This window comes from Streptococcus sp. HMSC36C04 (assembly GCF_001839535.1).
Classification (GTDB): Bacteria; Bacillota; Bacilli; order Lactobacillales; family Streptococcaceae; genus Streptococcus; species Streptococcus hominis.
Window position 1 is genome coordinate 91008 of record NZ_KV841604.1, and the last position, 24129, is coordinate 115136.

Here is a 24129-nt window from a genome sequence, read left to right on the forward strand (position 1 = left end):
TTTAAAAAAGGCTAAAAATAAGGCTACATAAAACTTTGTGGCTCATGATCAATACTCAAGCGTAAGTCTTTATTGATCTTTTCTTGCGTCCAATCCAAAATCTGATTCAACACATCTTGCAAGTGTTCTTCAAAACGGTATTTAATAATCAATTGATAGTGATAGAGGTTGTGAGTGCGGGCAATCGGCTTAGGAGTTGGTCCCAATATCTGAACCTTATCTGACAAGCCAGAACGTATCATATTCAAGACTTCGTATGACTTTTTGACGACCTCTGCTTCTATTTTATGAGACAAGGTAAGTCCCACCGTAAAATAATAAGGTGGATAGGCCAACTGCTTTCTGATACTCATTTCATAAGCATAAAAGCCCTCATAATCCTGATTTTTCGCAAAAGTAATCGCATAATGCTTCGGATTGTAACTTTGAATAATCACATGACCTTCCTTTTCAGCTCGTCCTGCACGCCCAGCAACCTGAGTTAAGAGTTGAAAGGTGCGCTCAGATGAACGAAAATCTGGCAAATTCAAAGCCGTGTCTGCATTGAGCACTCCAACAAGAGTGACATTCGGGAAATCCAGCCCCTTTGCAATCATCTGCGTTCCCAGTAAAATATCTGCACGCCCTTCACCAAATTCTTTTAAGATTTGTTCGTGACTGCCCTTTTTACGAGTGGTATCAACATCCATTCTCAAAATTCGAGCTTGCGGAAAGGCTTCTGCTAATTCACCGTAGGCTTTTTGTGTCCCAGTTCCATAGTATCGAATGCTCCGACTGGAGCAATTCGGACAAGTATGAGGAATCCCTTTTGAGAAACCACAATAGTGACAATTCATACTTTTCGTATCCATATGCAAGGTCAAGGAAATATCGCAGTTTGGACAGGTATCAACCGTTCCGCATTCACGACACATGACAAAACTAGAATAGCCACGTCGATTCAACATCAAAACAACCTGTTCTTTCTTATCTAGTCGATCTTGGATTGCCTCTAACAGAACCGGAGTGAAATTACTAGCCTCATTTTGCCCAATATAATCACGAAAATCCACAATTTCCACTTCAGGAATCTGAGCTTGTGGCTTGGCTCGCTTGGTCAATTGCAAAAAGTGATACACACCTTTGCCAGCCCGCGCTCTGCTTTCTAAACTCGGCGTCGCCGACCCCAACACCAGAACGGCTTGATTGTACTTTGCACGTAGTAAAGCGACATCTCGTGCATGATAGCGTGGATTGGAGTCTTGCTTGTAACTCGCTTCATGCTCTTCATCAATGATAATTGCACCAATATTTTTTAACGGAGCAAAAATAGCAGAACGAGCACCAACAACAACTTGCGCTTCTCCTCGCTCAACTTTGCGCCATTCATCGTACCTTTCCCCATTTGAAAGGCCTGAGTGAAGAATGGCTACTTTCTTTCCAAAACGCGCAATAAAACGATTGGTAACTTGTGGTGTCAAGGAAATTTCAGGCACTAACATAATGGCTGTCTTGCCACGGCTGAGCGCCTCTTGAATGACCTGCAAATAAACCTCCGTCTTACCGCTACCTGTCACTCCTTCTAGTAGAAATGGCTTACCACCATGCCCGATTTGCTGCGTGATAGCTTGAACCGCAGCTCCTTGCTCTTCATTTAGCACCAGTGCAGAATCCGTTGCAACATTTTCAAAATAAGCCTCAGAACGACTAACTTCTTTTTCGATGATTTGTACAGCCTCTTGCTCCACAAAATAATGAATGACCTCTCTTGAAAAATGCTCTTTCAAATCCGCCAAACGGTACATGTCAGTCTGAGCTTGCAAAACGTCTCGCAAGGCTTGCTTTTTTTTCGCCCGTTGGGGAATGACTAGCTGCTCCAAAATTCCTTGATTAACCTGATACCATTTTTCTGTTTTAATATGCTTTTGATCTATCGCTTGGTATTCTACCTGAATCGCCCCTTGCCGTGTCAAACGCATTACCTTAGCTTGCAGCTCTTTATCAAGCGATGAGAAATGTTGCTGCTCTGCATTGCCAAAAATAAGCAGTCTATCTTGTTCATTCAAAGAAAGTTGAGCATGGAGAATCTTATCATAGCTAGAATTCAAAAATCCCGGCAACATAGCTTTTAAAATTGAAATTTTGTAAGAAAAGACAGATTTTCTCAATTCTTCTGCCAACCACAGTTGCTCCTCATTTAAAACTGGCGTAAAGTCCAAAACCTCTACAATCTCTTTCAATTCTGTTGTCGTTTCTTCTGCTAGTTCTACGACAATCCCTTGAATCAAGCGATTGGCTTTCCCAAAAGGCACATGCACACGCATGCCAATTTCTAACATAGTCGAAAATTCTTTCGGTACCGCATAACTATAAGGTTTATCTGTCTGCATTAGAGGAACATCCACAATGACTTTTGCAATCTGCACTTTCTCACCACCTCTCATTTATCAGTAAAAGAAAAAATAAGATTGAGCTGACCCAACCTTAAATTTTTTCACCCTCTTCTTTTTCCTTCGCAATTTGTTCTTTGATTTTACGCTCTTCTTCTTCTCTGCGCAAGCGTTCTTCCTCAGCACGCCGACGAACTGCTTCTCGCTTGCCTTCAGGATCTGGGTGAATCCCAACATTGCCAGATTCGATTTCTTCCAAAGCACGAAGTGTTGATTTGACAGACTTAAATTCTTGGGTCGGAGCTGCTCCTTCTTCCAATTCATGAGCACGTTTTGCTTCAAGAATCACCAAGGAGTATTTTGAGGGCACCTTATCAAGCAAGGTGTCAATTGAAGGTTTTAACATCATAATTCTTTACCTAATTTCTAAATTCTTATCTAACTGAAAGTTGTTCTGACAGCATATCTTGATAGTGACCGATGACACGTTCCACGCGGAAATGCTCTGCTTCAATAACGCGCTTGACACGTTCCGCTGCTAACGGAACTTCATCATTGACAATGGCATAGTCATATTCGCGCATGAGAGCAATTTCTTCTCTTGCTTTGGCAATGCGTCTAGCAATTACCTCAGCACTATCTGTTCCGCGCCCCACCAAACGATCTTGTAATTCTGCCAAATCAGGTGGCGTCAAAAAGATAAAAACAGCATCTGGCACTTTTTTCTTCACCTGAAGCGCCCCTTGAACTTCAATCTCAAGGAAAACATCAATCCCTTTATCTAAAGTTTCATTCACATAGGTCAAAGGAGTTCCATAGTAGTTGCCAACATACTCTGCGTACTCTAACATCTGACCTTGCCGAATCAACTCCTCAAACTCTTCTCGCGTACGGAAAAAATAGTCAATCCCGTCTACTTCACCAGGACGCTGAGCACGAGTTGTCATGGACACAGAGTATTGAAACTGATTGTCTGAGCTTTCAAAAATCTCACGTCGAACCGTTCCCTTCCCCACACCTGAGGGACCAGAAAAAACGATTAACAAGCCACGATCCGCCATCATATCTCCTTCATTGTCTTTCTATCTAGTGTAACAAAAAAGCAGTATTTTTTCAACTGCTTTTTAGCATAGGTAGATGCTTGTTTTTTGAGAAAACAATGCAAGTCACTCTTACTTGCCTAAAATTATACATTAGCTAGATAAACATTCATTCTTAGTAATGTCTATTTGGCATAATCCACAGCACGCATTTCCCGAATGACCGTCACTTTGATATTACCTGGATATTCGAGGTTGTTCTCAATCTTTTCACGCACATCATGAGCCAAAATAGTAATCTTATCGTCTTTGATTTGACCAGGATTGACCATAATCCGAATCTCACGACCCGCTTGTAAAGCAAAACTATTTTTCACACCTTCAAAACTATTGGCAATTTCTTCCAAATCTTGCAGGCGCTTGATATAGCTTTCAAGGGATTCGCTACGAGCACCTGGACGAGCTGCACTAAGTGCATCGGCAGCCGCCACGATAACTGCAATCACACTTTCCGGTTCTACATCACCATGATGACTGGCAATTGTATTGACCACAATTGGATGTTCCTTATACTTACGAGCCAATTCTGTTCCAATTTCCACATGGCTGCCTTCCACTTCACGGTCAATGGCTTTGCCAATATCGTGAAGAAAACCAGCGCGGCGAGCTAAATTAGCATTTTCACCGAGTTCACTTGCAATGACACCAGATAACTTAGCAACTTCAACAGAATGACGCAATACATTTTGTCCATAAGATGTACGGAACTGCAAGCGTCCCATAATCTTCATCAAATCCGGATGTAAGTTTGGTGCACCGATTTCATAAGCCGCTGCTTCACCATATTCACGAATCTTATGGTCAATTTCCAGACGATTTTTCTCTACTAATTCTTCAATGCGAGCCGGGTGGATACGACCGTCTTTTAACAGAGCTTCCATTGTCATGCGTGCAATTTCACGTCGAATAGGGTCAAAACCAGATAAAGTCACCACTTCTGGTGTATCGTCAATAATGACATCAATACCCGTTAAACTTTCAAAGGTTCGAATATTCCGACCTTCACGTCCAATAATGCGACCCTTCATCGTATCATCCGGCAGATGAACTGTTGAATTAGTTTGCTCCGCAACATAGTCACCTGCAATCCGTTGCATGGCTTGAACTAAAATATCCTTTGCCACCTTATCAGAACGTTCTTTGACTTCTTGCTCTGCTTCACGAATACGCGTCGCAATTTCCTTTGATAGCTTATCTTCAGTCTGAGTGAGAATGATATCTCTAGCTTCAGTTTGTGAGAGTGCAGCAACACGTTCTAATTCTGCTTCTTTGTGTTGCTCCAACTCTGTCAGTTTGTTTTCACGCGCCTCAAGGTTTTTGTTTCTATCAGAAATACTTTGTTCTTTCTGTTCGAGTGTTTTTTCTTTGCTGGTCAAATTGTCATCTTTACGATCAAGACTTGTCGCACGTTCTGTCAAACGACTTTCCAATTGCTTCAACTCTTGACGATCAGATTTAAATTCTGCCTCAACTTCTTCTCGATATTTTCTGGCTTCTTCTTTTGCCTCTAACAGTGCTTCTTTTTTAAGGGATTTACTTTCGCGCTTCACTTCTTTTAGTAACAAATCCGCTTCACGCTCAGCTTGTCCACGTAAATTAGTTGCTTCTTGTTCAGCATTTAAAAGAGTAAGTTCCGCAGCTTCTTTCGCTGATTTCATGCGAGCTGTAATACTTACATATCCAATGACTAAACCAATGATGACGGCAAAAACACCTGCAAAAATCATTTCCATGTTTTTACCTCAAATTATTGATATTGAATTGTAAAATTCTTAATTATTTTATCATAAAAATCCATTTTTCACAAACTAAATTCTTATAAATACGTGACGGTTTTCACATTCTTTTTTGCGAATCCTTTTTCCTGACAGGCTTTGTTAAGCAGAAAATTTTTTCTTTGCTAGAGCAAAATATGGTATAATTTATTAAAAATAAAAGGAGTTCTATTTATGGTCAAAGAAGTCATTGTTGAAAGTTTTGAGTTGGATCACACGATTGTCAAAGCCCCCTACGTACGCTTGATTGGCGAAGAGGTGGGACCTAAAGGGGACATCATTTCCAACTTTGATGTTCGTCTGGTACAGCCTAATGAAGATGCCATTCCGACCGCTGGACTTCATACGATTGAACATCTGTTAGCTAAGCTCATTCGTACTCGCATTGATGGTATGATTGATTGCTCACCTTTTGGTTGTCGGACAGGATTTCACATGATTATGTGGGGACGACATAGTACAACCGAAATTGCCAAAGTCATAAAAGCCTCTTTAGAGGAAATTGCTGAAATCACCACTTGGGATGATGTTCCTGGTACGACTATCGAATCTTGTGGCAATTACAAAGATCACAGCCTCTTTTCCGCTAAAGAATGGTGCAAACTAATCTTAGAAAAGGGCATTTCCGATGATGCCTTCGAGCGTCATCTTGTGTAAATTAAAAAATGAGGTCGGGACAAAAGTTCCCAGCCTCATGCATTTTATAGTTTAGCTTGCAAGACGCAGTGGTTGGTTGGATATCCTTATTCCTAATCATACCGGTGATAGCGGCTATCCTAACCAACTGTGCGGAAAGTGGGACGACGAAATCACATTCTTCGAATGATTGATTTCTGTCCCACTCTCGTTTTTTTTATTGACGAATCAAATAATCAAATGCTCCCAAAGCTGCCGTCGCTCCTGAACCCATTGAAATAATGATTTGTTTATAAGCGCTATCTGTACAATCACCTGCTGCAAAAATTCCTGGCACATTTGTTGCACCATGTTTGTCAACAATGATTTCACCACGCTCATTTAAAGCCACTGAGCTATTCTTAAGCCAGTCTGTATTTGGCAAAAGACCGATTTGAACAAAGACACCACTGAGCTCAATTTTATGTTCTTCATTATTCGCACGATCGAGATAAGTAATAGCTTCAACTTGATCGGAACCATGAATTTCTTTTGTTGCTACATTGGTTAGAACCGTCACGTTTTCAAGTTGATGCACGCGGTCTTGCAACACTTGATCAGCTTTCAAAGTTGGTAGAAATTCTAATACATAAACATGCTCTGCCAGACCAGCTAAGTCAATTGCTGCTTCAATTCCAGAATTACCTCCACCGATAACAGCCACTTTTTTACCTGTGAAAATAGGACCGTCACAATGTGGACAATTAGTTACACCTTTGGTTCGGAATTCTTCTTCACCAGGAACATTGACATTTCGCCAGCGAGCACCAACAGAAAGAACTGCCGTTTTCGCTTTCAGAACAGCTCCATTTTCAAGTTCCACTTCAATCAAATCCTTTTTCTCGATGTTTTTAACACGTTGGTTCTTCATGATATCAATTGGATATTTTTTTGCATGTTCTTCTACTTGCGCCATCAGCTTAGGTCCTTCAGTGTAAGGCGTGCCAATCATATTTTCAATACCAACGGTCTCCATTACCTGTCCACCGAAAGTTTCAACGACCATACCTGTACGAATTCCCTTACGAGCAGCATAAATAGCTGCGCTGCTTCCTGCAGGTCCGCCCCCAACAACCAACACATCAAATGGTTCTTTTTTGTCAAATTCTTCACTTGAAGCAGGTCCAGAAATCTTATCAAGCAGTTGCTCAATGGTCATACGACCATTTGCAAATTCTTCACCATTTAGAAAAACCGTTGGAACAGCCATGATCTTTTTGTCTTCAACTTCTTGTCTAAACATGCCTCCTTCGACCATTGTGTGGCTGATATTAGGATTCAAAATAGCCATCACATTGAGAGCTTGCACAACGTCTGGGCAATTATGACAGGTTAAGCTGACATAAGTTTCAAAATGAAGTGATTGCTTAATAGCTTGAATTCGGTTTACAACAGCATCTTCTACTTTTGGTGCGCGACCAGAGACTTGTAGCAAAGCAAGCACAAAAGATGTAAATTCATGCCCCAAGGGAAGACCTGCAAATTGAACACGACCTGCTTGACCAACTTGTGTAACAGTAAAACTTGGTTGGCGATTAGTTTCTGTATTTTCCAGTGATAAACGTGGAGACATCGCTACGATTTCCTCTAAAAAAGCTCGTACCTGCTCAGAACGCTCATCTTGACCTAAAGAAGCCTGAAACACAACATCAGATTCTAGAAGCTCCAAATACTGCTTAAGTTGCGCTTTAATTGTTTCATCTAAAGCCATAAGAAGCCTCCTTAAATTTTACCAACTAAATCAAGACTTGGTGTAAGTGTTTCAATTCCTTCTTTCCATTTAGCTGGGCAAACTTCACCTGGATGACTCCGAACATATTGTGCAGCATGGATTTTGTCAATCAAGACAGAAGCATCACGCCCAACACCGTCTGCATTGATTTCAAGCGCTTGTACAACTCCATCTGGGTCAATGATAAAAGTACCACGTTGAGACAATCCACTTTCATCTAACACATCAAAACCAAGTGAAATGGTATGAGATGGATCGCCAATCATAATGTATTCAAGTTTTCCGATGGCATCTGAATGATCATGCCAAGCTTTGTGTGTAAAATGGGTATCTGTTGAAACAGAATATACTTCTACACCTAACTTTTTAAGAGCTGCATACTGCTCTTGCAAATCTTCCAACTCAGTCGGGCAAACAAATGAAAAATCAGCAGGATAGAAGCAAACAACGCTCCAATGACCTTTTAAATCTTCGCTAGAAACTGTGATAAACTTCCCATTTCCAGCATGATAAGCATCTGCTGTAAACTCGACAATTTCTTTATCAATAAGTGACATAAGGATTACCTCCAAAAATAGTTTAATTATAAAATAAAAACCTTATACGTTTTATTATAGCGTATAAGGTTTTTAGAGTCTAATAATTTGCTTGAAAACGTTTCCTAATAATCCAAAGCATCTGCATAACCCGCGCCATTTCCTACAAAATAGCCAGTTTTGCAGTTGATACTAAAGAGATACGTGCCATCTGTTCTAAATAGATTGTAATAACCATTTCCATTGATAATATTCACACGTTCAAGAATATAATCATCTCCCGTGAAATATCCACGTTCCCGTGAAGTTGCTAAGATTTTCTCTAACACACCAGGATTGAAATTCCAAGCTGGATTATTACTGTCGTTAATTTTAGTTTGGTCGTATGGTACTCGGCTCAACTGACGCTGTAAATTCGTGCCTGACGCTGGTGCTGCTGGAGCAGTTGCTTGCGCTGGTACAGAAGCTGGTTGTTCTGCTACAGGTGCTTGAGCGGAGCTTTGTGACGGTGCAGCTGCAACCTCAGATTGAGGAGCAGAGGTTTGTTGACTCTTTCCTAAGCTAATAGCAGATTTCAACACCTTATCCAAGTCGGTATTTCCAGTTGTAACATCTGTAAATTTAGCATCAGCCTTAATCTTTGCTTTAGTATCTAAAACACCATCTGTAATAGCTGATGAAGTGAATTGTGCATTCACATTTTGAACAGCCTCAACTTGTTTGACCAAGCTATCGTATTTTGCTTTGGCAACATTGTACTCGTTAGTGTTTTTTAATTTTTCCAATGCTGCTTTTAGTTTGTTTAAGTTTCCGAAACTGCTGTTTTTCAAAACCAATTTATTGGCATCTGTAAAGAATGAATCATAAAGGCTATTGAAAGCTTTCAAATCCTTATTTTCAGAGCTAGAAGCGGTAGAAGATTTACTTGTTTGGCTCGTTGAAGTTGTAGTTGTTTTCGCTTGCTTTTTGTTCAAAGACAGATAAGCTGTTCCGCCGATTAAAGCCAGTACAATAACACTTACTGCTGAATACACGACTTTTTTATTTTTATAAAATGGAACTTTCTCCGTTTCCATTTCTTCATCCAACGCTGTAAAAGTCGGATAGCTTTCCATTGACTCAGTTGAACTCACAGGAATATCATCCATTTCAGGCTGAATTGGTTCCATTATTTTTGTCTCAGCCCCTAGCTCCTCTGAAGTTTGTGTACTGTTTTCTTCCGAAGTTTCTTGTGGTTCCGCTTCGCTGGCTGCAAGTGCAGCTACTGTTTCATCAAAGGCAGACTCCTCAGACGCCACCTCTGCAGATTCTAGAATTTTTTCCTCTTGAACCTCCTCGTGCATCTCTTGGATAAATTCTGCCAAGTCTAATTGGCTCAGTTGTTTTTGATCTTCTGCTTCAGGCATTTCTTCTGCGGATTGAGCCGAAAATTTTCCAGCTTCAATTTCTTGACGATGCTGTTTGATGTATTTATCCAGTACATTGTCCTCTTCCGTCACTCCTGCTTCAAGTTCTTCACTTTTTCGAGCAGCCTGACCAATCGTCATTTCTTTAGCTGTTTCAAAATCAAGAATTGATTCTTTTTCTTCTTGTTCTGGCAAATGTTTTTCGTCTTTACTCACGGCAAATCCTTTCTAATCTATTTGGCGTTTGACTCTCTGACCAAAATATTGGTACAAATCAACTTTTAAAGTCCCGTTATAGAGTTTGCGTTTTTTATCGGCTTGACTACCAAATTTTGCTTCAAATGCTTCATCACTCGTCAAGATAAACTTACTCCACGTCTTTAGTGGCGCAAAAGTCTGCCCCATTTCTTGATAAAGCTTGGTTACAGCATCATCATCCAGCAACCTCTCTCCATAAGGGGGATTGGAAACAATGACACCATTTATCTTGTCTGTATGCAAATCTTGCAAGCGCATTTGCTTGAAAACAATCTGCTCAGAAACACCTGCTTCTTCGGCATTTCGTTTAGCAATCTCCACCATCCGTGCATCAATATCAGTCCCTAAAATATCAAGCTGAATGTCTTGCTTAATCTGTCCTAAAGCTCTAGCGCGAACATGCCTAATCAAGTCTGAGTCAACCCAATTCCACTCTTCAAACGCAAAATGGCGATGAAGCCCCGGTGCTATATTCATGCCAATCATAGCTGCTTCAATACAGAAAGTTCCTGAACCACAGGTTGGATCAATCAAAGGCTTATCTGGATACCAATTGGACAAGAGCAAAATCGCAGCCGTCATATTTTCTTTAATCGGTGCGCCACCTTTTTCAGCCCGATAGCCACGTTTAAAGAGACTAGAGCCTGTCGTATCGATTAAAACAGTTGCCACGTCTTTCAAAATAGAAACTTCAATCTTGAACTCAGCTCCATTTTCCATTAGGGGAACACCCTCTGGTCGAGCATAGTGCTTTTGCAACTTTTTGACTACTGCTTTTTTAGAAATAGCTTGCACACTTGGTTCATTGTGAAGTTTTGATTTGACACATTTTGCCTTGGCAATTGGAAATTTTGCTCCAAGCGGTAAATAGTTTTCCCAATCCAAAGCAAAAACACTCTGGAATAATTCCTCAAAGGTCTTAGCCGGAAAACTGCCAACAACAATCTTAATGCGGTCTGCTGCACGCAACCAGAGATTAGTTTCAATAATGGTTTCAACAGTTCCGTCAAAACGCACGCGCCCATTTTCCACTTGACATTCTAAGCCAAGATTTCTGATTTCACGACCAACCACAGCCTCTAAACCAGCCGCAGCAGTCGCAATCAACTTAAATTTTGTTTTCATTCGTCCTCTCAAAATAAAAGCTAGCATAATACGCTAGCTAAACCTATATGCAACTTTCTATAAGCCATGTTTTGTTCCAGAAATAACTAGGTATCATTTCCTTCGATAATCATCTGTCTACTGTTTCCAGTCAGAATGCTGCGTTCGTTTCCACGCATTCCGTGCCCCGACCAAAGTTTGGGTTGCTAGCTTGAGGGGTTTACCGCGTTCCACTTCTTGTGTTTCCACAAAAACTACGTCACTGTGGCACTTTCAGGACTATTCCAGCATATCCAGAGACGTAGCTGTTTCGTCCGCCGTAACGATTTCTCGTCCCTAGGCTTATTGTTTCACCTAGCACAAACACTACGGGCATCACAGCCCGTGCTAGCATGGACTTTCCTCATGAAAAGACGACTCTTCACGCGATTATCCAAAAATTGCACATTACTTATTAAATTTCGTTATTTAAGATTTGCTTGCCGAATACTTCTTTTTCCAAACGATTTAAGCGTTTTAAAATATCAAAATTTGTCAGCGTAGCAGATGCCACTTGAGGGGTTTCCATGATAGATTGCGTCAAAGGTGAAGTTGCCGCCTCATTTGACTTTTTAGCGAGTTCTGCTTTCAAACGAGCATTTTCTTCACGCAGTTCCTTTACCAAAGCAGCATACGTTTCGTAATCTTTAATGACATCATCTAAAAATTCGTCCACTTCAACCTTACTATATCCACGGACGCCAACTTTAAAATCTTGATCAAAAATATCTTTCGGTGTGTAAATAATACTAGCCATTTCTCTCTCCATTCTCGTTCATTACTTTAATTATATAAAAAATGAACCGCAAAAATCAAGGTTAAACATCTAATTTTCGGAAAAATTTTCTGCGACCTCATTCAAGTCATCAAATGTTAATTGTTTGATAAAGTATTGTTCTTGTTTCTTCATCATTTGGTAAAGATATTTTAAATTTGTTTCATTTTCTTCATCGTAAAAAATATAAGCCCCGTCTGTATTACTGAGTAGAAAGTGATTGTAATCACGAAATTGGCTGGGATTTTCATAATGAGGATAGGCGTATTTAACAAAATCCACCTGTTTAAAACGACTTAATTTTTCTTGATTGGCTTCATCCCAGTTTTCACCTTGATTCTCAAAAGTAAAAATCGTCGCAATTTGAAAATCGTAATCTTGCTGCAATTTTTTTGCAACCTCTAGTGCCCAAACTTCAAAACCTAAGTTCCCAGTGAAAATCAGCCACTCCGCACCTTCTTCCAATAAACGCGTCAAATCACGCTGAATGGCTTTTTTAATAATCTTGATTCGAGGGTCTTTGTCATTAAAAATTCCCAAATCAAAATTCCGATAACCTACTATTAATACGCTAACCACTTAAATTATCCCTTTATTTCCTTTTTTATGTTATAATAGAGTGATGTTATTGTACCAATAAGGAGATATATGGTCAACTATCCACATAAAGTTTCCTCTCGAAATCCATTAAGACTTCCCAAAAAGAAGTCCGTTGACTTTGCGAATCGGGGAATGTCGTTTGAAAAAATGATCAATGAAACGAATGATTATTATCTTAGTCACGATTTAGCGGTCATTCACAAGAAACCAACCCCTATTCAGATTGTAAAAGTGGATTATCCCAGACGTAGTCGGGCAAAAATTGTTGAAGCCTACTTTCGACAAGCCTCTACAACAGACTATTCTGGTGTCTATCAAGGACATTATATAGATTTTGAAGCAAAAGAAACACATCAAAAGGCTTCCATGCCGATGAAAAATTTTCATGCTCATCAAATCAAGCACATGGAACAAGTCGTCAAACAAGGAGGAATTTGTTTCGTTTTATTGCACTTTTCAGCCTTAAAATCGACATATCTGCTTCCTGCTCCTTATTTAATTAACTTTTTCAAGATTGACAAAGGGAAAAAGTCCATGCCGCTTGACTACATTCAAAAGCATGGATATTCTATCTCACAGAATGGTCTTCCTAGCATTCCCTATCTTGAAATCATTCAACAAAATTTACTAGGTGGTAAAATAAATGAATAAGCAATCTTTACTGACAGCTGCAAAATATGTAGCTATCGGTCTCATTACATTATTTATGCTTGGAGTTGTAGCTGGTGGAGGAATTCTTCTCTATCAAGTTCACAAGGCACCTGCCTTGTCAGAAAAGAAACTAGTCGCCACAACTTCCAGTAAAATCTATGATAGTGAAAACAATCTTATTGCTGACTTAGGTTCTGAAAAAAGGGTCAATGCGGCAACAAGTGATATTCCAACTGACTTAGTACGAGCTATCGTTGCAATTGAAGACCACCGTTTCTTCAATCATCGCGGCGTGGACTCTGTTCGTATTTTTGGTGCTTTCTTGAATAATCTGCGCAGAGGAAATCGACAAGGAGGGTCAACGTTGACGCAACAGTTGATTAAACTGACCTACTTCTCCACTTCAAGTGCCGACCAAACACTATCACGGAAAATTCAAGAAGCCTGGTTAGCAGTTCAATTAGAGCGGAAAGCCACTAAGCAAGAAATTATCACGTATTATGTAAACAAGGTCTACATGTCAAATGGTAACTACGGTATGCAAACAGCTGCTAAAAGTTATTACGGCAAAGATTTGAAAGATTTGAGCTTAGCTCAAACTGCTTTATTGGCGGGGATGCCTCAGGCACCAAACCAATACGACCCTTATACAAAACCAGAAGCTGCTAAAAATCGTCGCAATCTTGTATTGTCAGAAATGTATAAACTCAAATACATCTCTGCTGAGCAATATGAAAAAGCAGTCAATACACCCGTCACAGATGGTCTGCAAAGCTTAAAAAATTCAGCTTCTTATCCTGCTTACATGGATAACTACTTAAAGCAAGTTATTGAGCAAGTCCAAGAAGAAACGGGTTATAACTTGCTGACGACGGGAATGGAAGTCTATACAAACGTAAACAGAGCAGCTCAAGAGCGCCTTTGGAATATTTATAATAGCAATGAATATGTTGCTTATCCAGATGATGAACTACAAGTAGCTTCTACCATTATAGATGCTACAACTGGTAAGGTAATTGCTCAACTAGGAGCCCGAAATCAAGCTTCAAATGTTTCTTTTGGTACTAACCAAGCAGTTGAAACCAATCGCGACTGGGGATCAACCATGAAACCGATCACGGATTACGCTCCAGCCATTGAAAATGGCATTTACACTTCTACGGCTGCTTATATTAGTGATGCTCCTTATAATTATCCTGGAACAACTACTCCAGTCTACAACTGGGATATGCGCTATTTTGGAAACATCACCATTCAGTATGCACTTCAAGAGTCTCGGAACGTTCCAGCTGTCAAGACGTTAGAAGCTGTCGGACTCAGCAAGTCTAAGAAATTCCTAAGCGGACTGGGCATTAATTATCCAGATATGGTATATGCAAATGCCATTTCAAGTAACACGACAAAATCCGATCGAAAATATGGTGCCAGCAGTGAAAAAATGGCTGCTGCCTATGCTGCTTTTGCAAATGGTGGAACTTATTACAAACCACAATATGTCAGCCGTGTTGTCTTTAGCGATGGAACCTCAAAAGATTTCTCTAATCAAGGTACAACCGCAATGAAAGAAACAACAGCTTACATGATGACAAATATGCTGAAAACAGTTCTTACATCTGGTACTGGGACCAATGCAGCTATATCTGGTGTCTATCAAGCTGGTAAAACAGGAACTTCCAACTATTCCGATGATGAATTGGCGAAACTAACGAAGCCTTATGGTGGCTCTAGTGTTGTGACTCCTGATGAACTCTTTGTTGGTTATACGCAGAAATATTCAATGGCGGTATGGACAGGTTACACTAATCGTCTTACTCCTGTTCTGGATGACGGTGTGAAAGTTGCAACAGATGTTTACCGTGCGATGATGTCTTACTTGTCTGAAAGTGGGACAGAAGACTGGGAAATGCCTAGCGGCCTTTATCGTAGCGGAAATTATGTCTTTTTAGCCAATGCAACTAATAGATATCAACAAAATTATTATAATTCTACTTCAAGTTCTATCTTAGAAGAATCGTCTACATCTTCAAATAGTCAAGAAAGCTCTACTCAAGAGTCATCAAGTAGTTCTTCATCAAGCAGTTCTTCATCAAGTACGGAACCCAGTGCTTCCACATCTACAAATTCTCCTAATAACAGTAGAAATTCGGAAACTCCTCCCGCACGAAATCGATAATGAAGAAGTTTCTGAAAGCCAAGCCGTTTAGAAGTTAACACCTTCAAATCAGAGTTTTGTAAAAATTAAAAAACACGAACAATCTTATAGCCAGTTATTTACTGGTCTTGATTGCTCGTGTTTTTAATATTTCATTCTCTTGCAGAGTCTTTTGAAGCAAGATTAAAAGTTTTATCTCGCTTCTTTTTAATTCTTATTATTTGCTAGCCAAAGCTCCCATTGGATCCCACGGAGCAAGTACTTTTGGTTCTGCTTCATAAGCAGCTAATTCTTCAGCCGTTAAAAATTCTTTGCGGACAACGATTTGATAAGTGTATTCGTCCATCCAGTCATCACTGGCAACAAAATAACCTTTGTCTCCAACTTTATCTCCCCAAGAATTTTCCACTTTCCATTTTGTTGATTTTCCATTTTCATCCAAATCAACACCCGTCAAGACCATAGCATGGGTCATGAGACTTTCGCTGTAATCCAAACGTCCCGCTTTATCTTGTGTCAATTCAATATCCATGCTTGATGTGAAATCGTACATATCGTTAACCATAACGCCTGCTTTGCGGTTGCTAGATTGACCGACATCAGAACCAAACCAAACAGTTTCTCCAGCCTGCATTTGAGCAATAGCCAGCTCTTTCAAACGCTCCATATTAACATTCAAATAACGGACATCGCGCGCTCCTACGACATTTCCTAACATCTCAACAGTGTAAGATTTACCGTACGGTTTGTCAGTTGTAGGAGCATTGATGATTGAAACGTAATCATCTAATTGAAGATCCACGTATTTTTTGTAAAATGCTTGTGGTGTTAAGCCATTTTCACTGTGGAAATTGTTGTCTTTATCACGATAAGCAAAATCAAAAGTACGAGGTGGAAGTCCAAGTGACATTGCTAAGAAATTAAAGATTTCTTGCAAAAGCTCTTCTTTCTTAGCTTGGACAGCTACTGTGTCTGCTCCACTAGTAACCAAGTCACGCAAGATTTGTGCATCTTGACGGAGTAATTTATTGAGATATTGGTTGAGCTCACGACTATTGCTAGATGAAATGGATTCTGGGTAAACTGATTTTGGAACAACTCCATATTTTTCAAAAAGTGCCACAACCATATCCCATTGTCCGCCGTCTTGTTGAGGCGTATCTAAGAGGAATTTCACTTTGCGGCTAGTTAAGTCTTGGTCAGCTGTTGCTAAGACTTGCTCTAAGAACCAGTTGGATTTTTCATATTTATCCCAAAAGAATGTATGTGCTTGCGACAATTCAAATTCTTCCAATTGAAAGCCTGCAATCATTTTATGACGGAAAGTATTGAGTGCTGCAAACATCCAGCAACGTCCAGATGCTTTTTGATTGCTGACTTTATCTTTGGTTAAGTCAATAGAAAACACAGGATTGTTTTCAATCGCACTACTGCGCTTTTCAAGCGATGTTAATAAACCATTGTGGCTAACTGCATTTTCAATTGCAGCATACTTAGCAGTTGCTTCATAATTTGCATATAATTTATCTGTAAATTGTTGATCTATAGAATTCATAGATACCTCCTTCTAATTCTAAACACTATTATAGCTTATTTTCAAAATTCTTCAAACAAAAAGTTAGGCGCACCTAACTTTTTGTTATACAACTAATTTTAGTAGTCTTCGTATTCTAAAAAACGTGAGTCAGAACAATTCTCCTGCTTATTTCCAAAAATCATCGAAGATTGTAATCGGCAAATGGCGTTTATGCTCCCCTTTATGCCACCAAGATTCAATCCTTGCTTTCGTTTGGTCAGAAATGGTCTTACCTTCCAAATAGTCATCAATTTCGTTATAAGTGACACCGAGAGCGACTTCATCTGCAATGCCTGGCTTTTCCTCTTCCAGATCCGCAGTCGGTACTTTCTCATAGAGGGCAGGATCAGCGCCCAAGGCAGCCAACAGTTGCTTACCTTGCCGTTTATTGAGACGATAAAGGGGCAGAATGTCTGCACCACCATCACCAAATTTCGTAAAGAATCCTGTGACGTTTTCTGCGGCATGATCCGTTCCAACCACTGCTCCTTTATAAGAGCCTGCTAAAGCGTATTGCGCAATCATGCGACTACGAGCTTTAATATTGCCTTTATTGAAGTCTGAGACAGTTGCTCCTGTAGCCTCAACCGCTTTTGTCATAGCGTCTGCACTTTCTTTGATGTTAACCACAAGGCTGACATCTGGTTGGATAAAAGCGAGCGCTCTTTGGGCATCAGCTTCGTCAGCCTGCACTCCATATGGTAAACGTACTGCGATAAATTGATAGCTAGCATCGCCAGTCTCAGCTCGCATTTCCTCTATTGCTAATTGCGCCAAACGTCCTGCTAAAGTGGAATCTTGTCCGCCCGAAATTCCCAAAACATAGGTTTTCAAAAAGGAATGTTTTTTTAAATAATCCTTTAAAAAATCAATGGATTTACGGATTTCTTCTCGTGGATCAATGACAGGTTTCACACCTAATTGCTGGACAATCGTTTCCTGTAAGGTCATTTTGTCTCTCCCATTTGGCTTGCTTTTTTGCGCATTCGATCAATCAAATCCACCTTATCTTGCCATACATCACGTGCCAAATCCACAGGATAATCTTGTGGATTGAGAACCCGTTTGTATTCATCCCACAACTTATCAAACTCTTTGCGAGCATATGTTTGGATTTCTGTTAAGGTTGGCAATTGGTATACGAGTTGGCCTTGTTTAAAAACATCTACCAAAAGAGGCACTGCATCAAAATTTGTCACTGTTTTATTGATGTAGGTGTAAGTTGGGTGAAACATTTCTAACTCGGCAATAGCATTTACATCTACGCCGTCATAAGTAATATAGTCTCCTTCTGACTTGCCTTTTGCACGGCTAGTAATCCGCCAAACTTGTTTTTTACCCGGCGTTGATACTTTTTCCACATTATTAGAGAGCTTAATCGTATTACGCAAATTACCATGTTCATCTTCAATAGCCACAATCTTATAAACGGCTCCCAGTGCTGGTTGGTCATAAGCCGTGATGAGCTTAGTTCCAACGCCCCACACATCAATCTTGGCCTTTTGCATTTTTAAGTTGAGGATTGTATTTTCATCCAAGTCGTTAGAAGCATAGATTTTAGCATTTGGAAAACCAGCTTCATCCAACTGCTGGCGGACTTTTTTAGAAATATAAGCCAAATCCCCTGAGTCAATCCGCACTCCAAGGAAATTGATTTTATCCCCCATTTCACGCGCTACTTGAATCGCTGCAGGCACACCGAGACGGAATGTATCATAGGTATCCACCAAGAAAACACAGTCATGGTGCGTTTCAGCATATGCCTTAAAAGCTTCATAGTCATTTCCATAAACTTGAACGAGAGCATGAGCATGCGTTCCTAAGACTGGAATATCAAAGAGTTTTCCAGCCCGAACATTACTGGTTCCATTTGCTCCACCAATCACTGCCGCACGAGTTCCCCAGATAGCCGCATCCATTTCCTGTGCTCGACGTGTACCAAATTCCATTAAAGGCTCATCTTCGATAACTGAGCGAATCCGAGCTGCTTTTGTCGCTACCAAGGTTTGATAGTTGACAATGTTTAATAAGGCGGTTTCCACTAATTGACATTGAGCAAGGGGACCTTCTACTTGAACAATGGGTTCATTCGCAAAGACCAAATCTCCCTCTTGTGCAGACCGCACTGTTAATTCCAATTTTAAATTTGCTAAATAGTCTAAAAATTCTTCATCATAGTCAAGAGAACGAAGATAGACAATATCACTATCTGAAAATGTCAAATGATTTAAATAATGAACCATCCGCTCCAAGCCAGCAAAAACTGCATAGCCACTATGAAAAGGCTCTTTCCGAAAATAAACTTCAAAAACAGCACGTTTATTATGAATATTTCTTCTAAAATAAACTTGCATCATGTTAATTTGATACAAATCCGTATGCAAGGTTAAACTATCATCTGGATACATAACGACTCCTTATAAGATGTATTTTCACTTATTATACCACAAATCAAACAAGCAAGAGGAAATCTTGTTCAACTTTAGGTGTTTAAATAACTATTCTCAAGTTTTCCGTTGTATTGCGGTGTTTAAATTTTCAGTTTTAAAACATCTTAAAAACCAAGGTGCATTGGGTACAACTTTAAAAAGTCGCAAATTTATCCTTGGTTTTATTATATTATTATTTATTCTTAAATTTCAATTGGCTATAAATACCAAATACAAGTATCCAAATAGCTGAACCGATCGCTCCTACAACGGTTGATTTTTGTAAAAAGAGGGTTATAAATACAAAGGCAAAGAAGAACAAAGTAAGAGGATTGAGAAACTTATAGGCTGGCATTAGATAGCCATCTGCCATAAATTCTTTTGATTTTCTGTATTTCAGGTGAGCAATCATAGTAAGTGCATAGATAGCAATATAAACTCCTGATGAAGAAGCAGTAATCAAAGCAAAGGAGTCTGATACTCCTGGTAACACCTGAATAAAAGCAGCTAATGCAATTACTACCGCTGAGGTCAAAATAGCGTTTTGCGGAACATTTTGTCTGGATAATTTCCCAGCACCGATTCCATTCAAAAAGCGATTAGGTGAATCATGTGCAATTTGATACAAATGACGCCCAGTCGAATACAGAGTAGAATTCAAAGCTGAAGCAGCTGAAGTCAATACAACAAAGTTAATCAAAGCTGCAGCCCATTTGAGACCTGCCAACTTGAAAACAATCACAAAGGGGGAATCTGTGGTTGCCAAATCCCGCCAAGGGATAATCGCCATAATTGCAAGCAGAGAGCCTCCGTAGAAAAGAACGATCCGCAAGGGGATTTCTTTAATAGCCTTTGGCAATACCTGCCGAGGATTGGCTGTTTCAGACGTTGTGATTCCAATAAATTCAATAGCTTGATAAGCAAAGAAGACCATTTGAAAGCCCATGACAAAACTCATAAAACCATTAGGAAATAATTGGAAATTTTGACTGATATTGCTGATGCTGGCTACACCATTGGGCGTTTTAAAGCCTGTCAACACCATAAAAATCGCTGTCACAATCAAAGCAATAATCGCTACAATCTTAACCATAGCAAACCAAAATTCAACTTCACCAAAGACTCGGACTGCAATCAGATTGACCATACTCAAAACGGCAAGGAAGACGATTTGAATCAACCATGCTGGCCAAGTCGGAAACCAAAATTGGACGTACTGTGCAACTGCCGTGATTTCTGCCATACCGATAAAAATGAGGGAAATCCAATAGGACCAACCGGAAAAATAGCCCCAGCCATTCCCAAGATACTTGGTAATGAAGTTGATAAATGTGTGCTGGTCTGGATCATAATACAACATCTCTCCAATCGCCCGCATCATCAAATACATAAAGACGCCGGTCAACATGTAAATGAGGATAATAGATGGCCCTGTCAAACTAATCGAACGTCCTGCTCCCAAAAAGAGCCCCGTTCCAATTGTCCCAGCAATAGCAATGATTTGGACATGACGATTTTTTAAGCCACGTTCCATTTTATTCTTATTATTTTCAGAATTCTTTTCACTCATACGAAGCCTCCTTTTCACATGAACTTTTCCATTGTACCACAATTCTGATAATTTCACTAGTCATTTATGAGGGCACGAGAATTGAACAAATCAAAAGAACCTTTTCCTTTCCTAATTCTCCAATGCATCACTGTATTTTTATTAAACAAAAAGAAGCTGGGATGAAAGTCTCCAGCTCCAATGTATATAGTACAATAAACCAGCGACGCAATAGCTGATTGCTCAAAGCACGTCTTTGAGGTGGCAAATAGGACTTGCGAAGCAAGTTCGAAAGAATGCCTTTGTCAAATACTTCGTTTTTTATCCACAACCTAAACAGTCTGAGAGACTACTGAGAAGCCTTGCGTGGCTGAGACTATGAATTAAAAATTTTCAAGACGATTTTGGTCTTTCGCTCTAAAAATTCTCTGTGATATACTTGTAGACTTCTTGCCCTGCGACTGCCCCGTCACCAACAGCTGTCGTTACTTGGCGAAGGTCTTTTTCGCGAGCATCTCCAATAGCATAGATGCCAGAAATAGCCGTTTCCATATGATTATCGGTTACAATCCAGCCTGCTTCATTGGTAATGCCCAAATATTTGGCAAACTCACTAACTGGGTCTAAACCAACATAAATAAAGACACCGCCAAATTTACGCTCCGACACTTCACCTGTTTTGACATTCTCTACCACAATGCTGCTAACGCGGTTGTCACCTTTGATTTCTTTTACCACTGAGTCCCAGATAAAATGAATCTTTTCATTGGCAAATGCACGTTCTTGCAGTAACTTTTGGGCTCGCAATTCATCACGCCGATGAACAATGGTCACCGTTTTTGCAAAACGAGTCAAAAAGATCGCTTCTTCTACCGCAGAGTCGCCTCCACCCACGACAAGTAGGTCTTCATCTCGGAAAAAGGCGCCGTCACAGACTGCACAATAAGAAACCCCACGGCTGTTTAATTCTTCTTCACCAGGTACTCCTAGATGACGGTGAAAGGCACCAGTCGCAATAATAAGTGTCTTCGTTTCAAAAACCTCATCTTCTGTAAAGACTTTTTTTATTGCTCCTTGATCTTCGATTTTTTCAACAGAGCCAAACAAATGCTCCACTCCCAAATTTTCGAGCGGTTCAAACATTTTTTCGGCTAGCTCTGGACCACTGATATTAGCATAACCGGGATAATTTTCAATATCTGAGGTATTGTTCATTTGGCCACCGGGGATGCCTCTTTCTAAAAGACCAACTTTGAGATTACTTCTAGCAGCATAAAGCGCAGCTGTCATGCCTGCTGGTCCAGCTCCAATAATAATTGTGTCGTACATAAAATTTACTTCCTTTATTGTAATCACTGTTATTCTAACGTTATTAAGCTCTTTTTTCAAACATTATGCTCTGAGGATAAGCAGAATCCCCATCATTGCAAAGGATAAAATCGGAATCGTCATCACTGCAATCAATAGCATATCATACAGATGAGCTTGTCGCTCTTTGATTGTTTTATCAACACGTCGAACAGCACGAAGCCCAATCCATAATCCGAGAAAACTCCCCACCAATAGCGCCGTAATCAGTAAACTCTCTAGATAGAGTAAAAAAACTTGAGACAGCATAGCCACTCCCCTATTTCATAACTTTATAATTGAAGGCATTCAAAACAAATGCCGCAAACTTGAAAATAAACCCAGCTAGCAAGGCCAACTGGGCTTCTTTTTCTATTATATCAAATATATGTCCGTTTGTAACTGGCAAAAAATTCTTTTGTGCGTTCTTCTTTAGGGCGGTTCATTATTTCATCAGGAGTGCCTGTTTCGATAATGTGTCCCTTATCCAAAAACAGCACTTTATCTGCCACTTGCGAAACAAAAGACATGTCATGGCTGACTAAAATCATGGTCTGACCAGCCTTGGCTGCATCTGCAATGGATTTTTCAACTTCCCCTACCAATTCAGGATCAAGTGCTGATGTTGGCTCGTCTAAAAGCAGAACATCTGGCTTCATCGCAAGCGCACGCGCCAAAGCAACACGCTGTTTTTGTCCACCTGACAAATGACGCGGATAGTGATTTTCACGGTCTGACAGACCAACTTTTGCCAATTCTTCTTTGGCAAGACTCGTTGCTTCTTGGTCTGAGAATTTTTTTACAATCAATAAACCTTCTTTGACATTGTCCAAAGCCGTTCGGCGCTCAAAGAGATTAAACTGCTGAAACACCATAGCTAACTTTCGTCGCAAGGTTAGGATTTCTTCCTTGCTAATCTTAGAAAAATCGACAGTAAAATCATCAATGGCAATCGTGCCGCTGTCCGGCTGTTCCAGATAATTCAAGCTGCGTAAGAAAGTAGATTTTCCCGCACCAGATGAGCCAATTAAAGCAACTACTTCTCCTTTTTGAATCTCTAAACTAAGATTGTTTAAAACCATTTGTCCAGAAAAGGATTTGCTGAGATTTGAAATACGAATCATTATCGAACATCTCCTTTCGCCTGTATTTGTGGATTGAGATTATCAGGCACTTCAATCGCCATTCTCTTTTCGATAAACCGCCCAAGTGCTTCAATCACAATATTCACGCCCCAATAGACAAGAGCAACTGAGATAAAGCGCTCAAAGTAACGGTAATCTGCACCACCCAAAATCTGCGCTTGAGCAAAAATCTCAACAACTCCTGCACTAAAAGCCAGAGAAGTTCCCTTGGTCAAGCCAATCAAAGAGTTAATCAAGGTCGGTGTGGCAACCACAGCTGCATTGGGGATAATAACACGGCGGTAAACCTGTCCGTTTGTCATTCCCAAACTACGAGCTGCTTCAATTTCTCCAGCATCAACAGACAAAATCGCCGCTCGAATGGTTTCACTAGCGTAAGCCGCTTCATTAAAAGCAAAAGCTACAATGGCAAATAGATAGGCTGGAATAGCATTGATATTCAGGCCCGTTCCAAATCGCAAGTTGATGGCCTTCAGAAGCAAAGGAATCCCATAATAAGTCAGCATGAGCTGAACAAGCACTGGTGTCCCTCGCAAGAAACTAACGAAAAAAGCCTGCAAAGGATACAAAACTTTCACACGGTTGATTTTGACAATAGCAAAAATAAGAGCCAAAATCAAGCCAAAAAAAGCTCCTCCCAAAGTCAATAGCAAAGTTGTCGGTAATTTTTCAATAATTCTGGGTAGTCCGTCAAACACAGATCGCCAGCTAAAAAGCTGTCCGTCTGGAATCTTCTGAACCAATTCTTGATACCAATTAGAGGCTAAAATCACTGTTGTAACAATCATAGTAACTTCCCTTTCTCGATAATGTCTAATTCTATCACAATTTTTTTATTTTACCAATTATTTGCTACGATAAAAATAGACTAGCAAGACTAGTCTATCACATTCGTTCTCTAAAGAATAATT

Annotated in this window: 21 protein-coding genes and 1 other RNA gene; 3 read left to right on the forward strand and 19 right to left on the reverse strand. The window is 40.0% G+C overall.

Annotated features, from left to right (window positions below):
* Positions 1-23: 23 nt before the first annotated feature.
* The 4 genes from HMPREF3249_RS07495 to HMPREF3249_RS07510 all read right to left on the reverse strand — a co-directional run bounded on the left by HMPREF3249_RS07495 (position 24) and on the right by HMPREF3249_RS07510 (position 5202).
* Entirely contained in the window at positions 24-2405 is a 2382-nt protein-coding gene (locus HMPREF3249_RS07495) for a primosomal protein N' (RefSeq protein WP_059221098.1), read from the reverse strand.
* Between the two features lie 58 nt (positions 2406-2463).
* Positions 2464-2778 carry a DNA-directed RNA polymerase subunit omega gene (rpoZ, locus tag HMPREF3249_RS07500; RefSeq protein ID WP_003031464.1) on the reverse strand — a complete coding sequence of 105 codons (315 nt, stop codon included), beginning with the start codon at positions 2776-2778 and terminating at the stop codon, positions 2464-2466.
* 25 nt (positions 2779-2803) lie between these two features.
* On the reverse strand, positions 2804-3430 hold the full coding sequence (gene gmk, locus HMPREF3249_RS07505; protein WP_059221100.1) for a guanylate kinase: 627 nt from the start codon (positions 3428-3430) through the stop codon (positions 2804-2806).
* Between the two features lie 164 nt (positions 3431-3594).
* Positions 3595-5202, reverse strand: coding sequence for a ribonuclease Y (locus tag HMPREF3249_RS07510; protein ID WP_049533523.1), 1608 nt, complete (start codon positions 5200-5202; stop codon positions 3595-3597).
* A gap of 216 nt (positions 5203-5418) precedes the next feature.
* Between HMPREF3249_RS07510 and HMPREF3249_RS07515 the strand changes: the two genes are divergently transcribed.
* Complete coding sequence (locus tag HMPREF3249_RS07515; RefSeq protein ID WP_003043493.1) at positions 5419-5901, forward strand: S-ribosylhomocysteine lyase; 483 nt, start codon at positions 5419-5421, stop codon at positions 5899-5901.
* Positions 5902-6097: 196 nt separating this feature from the next.
* Here HMPREF3249_RS07515 and ahpF read toward each other — a convergent pair whose 3' ends face one another.
* The 7 genes from ahpF to HMPREF3249_RS07550 all read right to left on the reverse strand — a co-directional run bounded on the left by ahpF (position 6098) and on the right by HMPREF3249_RS07550 (position 12348).
* Positions 6098-7630, reverse strand: coding sequence for an alkyl hydroperoxide reductase subunit F (gene ahpF, locus HMPREF3249_RS07520; RefSeq protein ID WP_059221102.1), 1533 nt, complete (start codon positions 7628-7630; stop codon positions 6098-6100).
* Positions 7631-7641: 11 nt separating this feature from the next.
* Positions 7642-8208: an alkyl hydroperoxide reductase subunit C gene (ahpC, locus tag HMPREF3249_RS07525; protein ID WP_049533525.1), complete on the reverse strand. Its 567-nt coding sequence runs from the start codon at positions 8206-8208 to the stop codon at positions 7642-7644.
* Between the two features lie 104 nt (positions 8209-8312).
* Entirely contained in the window at positions 8313-9809 is a 1497-nt protein-coding gene (locus HMPREF3249_RS07530; RefSeq protein WP_049533526.1) for a cell division site-positioning protein MapZ family protein, read from the reverse strand.
* A 12-nt stretch (positions 9810-9821) separates the two neighbouring features.
* Complete coding sequence (locus tag HMPREF3249_RS07535; RefSeq protein ID WP_059221104.1) at positions 9822-10976, reverse strand: THUMP domain-containing class I SAM-dependent RNA methyltransferase; 1155 nt, start codon at positions 10974-10976, stop codon at positions 9822-9824.
* Between the two features lie 55 nt (positions 10977-11031).
* Positions 11032-11396, reverse strand: an RNA gene (gene rnpB / locus HMPREF3249_RS07540) — RNase P RNA component class B.
* Between the two features lie 13 nt (positions 11397-11409).
* Positions 11410-11751 carry a cell division regulator GpsB gene (gene gpsB / locus HMPREF3249_RS07545; protein WP_003036439.1) on the reverse strand — a complete coding sequence of 114 codons (342 nt, stop codon included), beginning with the start codon at positions 11749-11751 and terminating at the stop codon, positions 11410-11412.
* A gap of 69 nt (positions 11752-11820) precedes the next feature.
* Positions 11821-12348, reverse strand: a complete 528-nt coding sequence (locus tag HMPREF3249_RS07550; protein ID WP_049533528.1) for an SLOG family protein — start codon at positions 12346-12348, stop codon at positions 11821-11823.
* 69 nt (positions 12349-12417) lie between these two features.
* On the opposite strand from HMPREF3249_RS07550, the gene recU reads away from it, so the two are divergent.
* Positions 12418-13020 (forward strand): Holliday junction resolvase RecU, encoded by a 603-nt coding sequence (recU, locus tag HMPREF3249_RS07555; protein WP_049533529.1) that lies wholly within the window; start codon positions 12418-12420, stop codon positions 13018-13020.
* A complete protein-coding gene (gene pbp1a, locus HMPREF3249_RS07560; protein WP_059221106.1) occupies positions 13013-15193 on the forward strand; it encodes a penicillin-binding protein PBP1A in 2181 nt (726 codons plus the stop codon). The genes recU and pbp1a overlap by 8 nt, the downstream gene beginning before the upstream one ends.
* A gap of 196 nt (positions 15194-15389) precedes the next feature.
* Here the strand turns inward: pbp1a and pepC are convergent, their stop codons facing one another.
* The 8 genes from pepC to HMPREF3249_RS07600 form a co-directional block, all read right to left on the reverse strand.
* Positions 15390-16727 carry an aminopeptidase C gene (gene pepC / locus HMPREF3249_RS07565; protein ID WP_003028426.1) on the reverse strand — a complete coding sequence of 446 codons (1338 nt, stop codon included), beginning with the start codon at positions 16725-16727 and terminating at the stop codon, positions 15390-15392.
* 147 nt (positions 16728-16874) lie between these two features.
* Positions 16875-17699 carry an ammonia-dependent NAD(+) synthetase gene (gene nadE, locus HMPREF3249_RS07570; protein ID WP_059221109.1) on the reverse strand — a complete coding sequence of 275 codons (825 nt, stop codon included), beginning with the start codon at positions 17697-17699 and terminating at the stop codon, positions 16875-16877.
* Positions 17696-19156 (reverse strand): nicotinate phosphoribosyltransferase, encoded by a 1461-nt coding sequence (locus HMPREF3249_RS07575; protein WP_059221110.1) that lies wholly within the window; start codon positions 19154-19156, stop codon positions 17696-17698. Before HMPREF3249_RS07575 ends, nadE begins: the two co-directional genes overlap by 4 nt.
* Positions 19157-19370: 214 nt before the next feature.
* Positions 19371-20747 (reverse strand): amino acid permease, encoded by a 1377-nt coding sequence (locus tag HMPREF3249_RS07580; RefSeq protein ID WP_049533532.1) that lies wholly within the window; start codon positions 20745-20747, stop codon positions 19371-19373.
* A 396-nt stretch (positions 20748-21143) separates the two neighbouring features.
* Positions 21144-22055 carry a thioredoxin-disulfide reductase gene (gene trxB, locus HMPREF3249_RS07585; protein ID WP_059221112.1) on the reverse strand — a complete coding sequence of 304 codons (912 nt, stop codon included), beginning with the start codon at positions 22053-22055 and terminating at the stop codon, positions 21144-21146.
* A 63-nt stretch (positions 22056-22118) separates the two neighbouring features.
* The gene (locus HMPREF3249_RS07590; RefSeq protein WP_003028431.1) at positions 22119-22343 is read right to left on the reverse strand and encodes a DUF4059 family protein; all 225 of its coding nucleotides are present in this window, start codon (positions 22341-22343) and stop codon (positions 22119-22121) included.
* Between the two features lie 110 nt (positions 22344-22453).
* The gene (locus HMPREF3249_RS07595) at positions 22454-23197 is read right to left on the reverse strand and encodes an amino acid ABC transporter ATP-binding protein (protein ID WP_049533534.1); all 744 of its coding nucleotides are present in this window, start codon (positions 23195-23197) and stop codon (positions 22454-22456) included.
* Entirely contained in the window at positions 23197-24006 is an 810-nt protein-coding gene (locus HMPREF3249_RS07600; RefSeq protein WP_059221113.1) for an amino acid ABC transporter permease, read from the reverse strand. The genes HMPREF3249_RS07595 and HMPREF3249_RS07600 overlap by 1 nt, the downstream gene beginning before the upstream one ends.
* Between the last annotated feature and the right edge of the window lie 123 nt (positions 24007-24129).

Bases quoted from the DNA above. Each gene is read 5' to 3' on its own strand.
- rpoZ (WP_003031464.1), bottom strand. From the start codon at position 2,778: ATGATGTTAAAACCTTCAATTGACACCTTGCTTGATAAGGTGCCCTCA.
- gmk (WP_059221100.1), bottom strand. From the start codon at position 3,430: ATGGCGGATCGTGGCTTGTTAATCGTTTTTTCTGGTCCCTCAGGTGTG.
- HMPREF3249_RS07510 (WP_049533523.1), bottom strand. From the start codon at position 5,202: ATGGAAATGATTTTTGCAGGTGTTTTTGCCGTCATCATTGGTTTAGTC.
- HMPREF3249_RS07515 (WP_003043493.1), top strand. From the start codon at position 5,419: ATGGTCAAAGAAGTCATTGTTGAAAGTTTTGAGTTGGATCACACGATT.
- ahpF (WP_059221102.1), bottom strand. From the start codon at position 7,630: ATGGCTTTAGATGAAACAATTAAAGCGCAACTTAAGCAGTATTTGGAG.
- ahpC (WP_049533525.1), bottom strand. From the start codon at position 8,208: ATGTCACTTATTGATAAAGAAATTGTCGAGTTTACAGCAGATGCTTAT.
- HMPREF3249_RS07535 (WP_059221104.1), bottom strand. From the start codon at position 10,976: ATGAAAACAAAATTTAAGTTGATTGCGACTGCTGCGGCTGGTTTAGAG.
- gpsB (WP_003036439.1), bottom strand. From the start codon at position 11,751: ATGGCTAGTATTATTTACACACCGAAAGATATTTTTGATCAAGATTTT.
- recU (WP_049533529.1), top strand. From the start codon at position 12,418: ATGGTCAACTATCCACATAAAGTTTCCTCTCGAAATCCATTAAGACTT.
- pbp1a (WP_059221106.1), top strand. From the start codon at position 13,013: ATGAATAAGCAATCTTTACTGACAGCTGCAAAATATGTAGCTATCGGT.
- pepC (WP_003028426.1), bottom strand. From the start codon at position 16,727: ATGAATTCTATAGATCAACAATTTACAGATAAATTATATGCAAATTAT.
- nadE (WP_059221109.1), bottom strand. From the start codon at position 17,699: ATGACCTTACAGGAAACGATTGTCCAGCAATTAGGTGTGAAACCTGTC.
- HMPREF3249_RS07575 (WP_059221110.1), bottom strand. From the start codon at position 19,156: ATGTATCCAGATGATAGTTTAACCTTGCATACGGATTTGTATCAAATT.
- HMPREF3249_RS07580 (WP_049533532.1), bottom strand. From the start codon at position 20,747: ATGAGTGAAAAGAATTCTGAAAATAATAAGAATAAAATGGAACGTGGC.
- trxB (WP_059221112.1), bottom strand. From the start codon at position 22,055: ATGTACGACACAATTATTATTGGAGCTGGACCAGCAGGCATGACAGCT.
- HMPREF3249_RS07590 (WP_003028431.1), bottom strand. From the start codon at position 22,343: ATGCTGTCTCAAGTTTTTTTACTCTATCTAGAGAGTTTACTGATTACG.
- HMPREF3249_RS07595 (WP_049533534.1), bottom strand. From the start codon at position 23,197: ATGATTCGTATTTCAAATCTCAGCAAATCCTTTTCTGGACAAATGGTT.
- HMPREF3249_RS07600 (WP_059221113.1), bottom strand. From the start codon at position 24,006: ATGATTGTTACAACAGTGATTTTAGCCTCTAATTGGTATCAAGAATTG.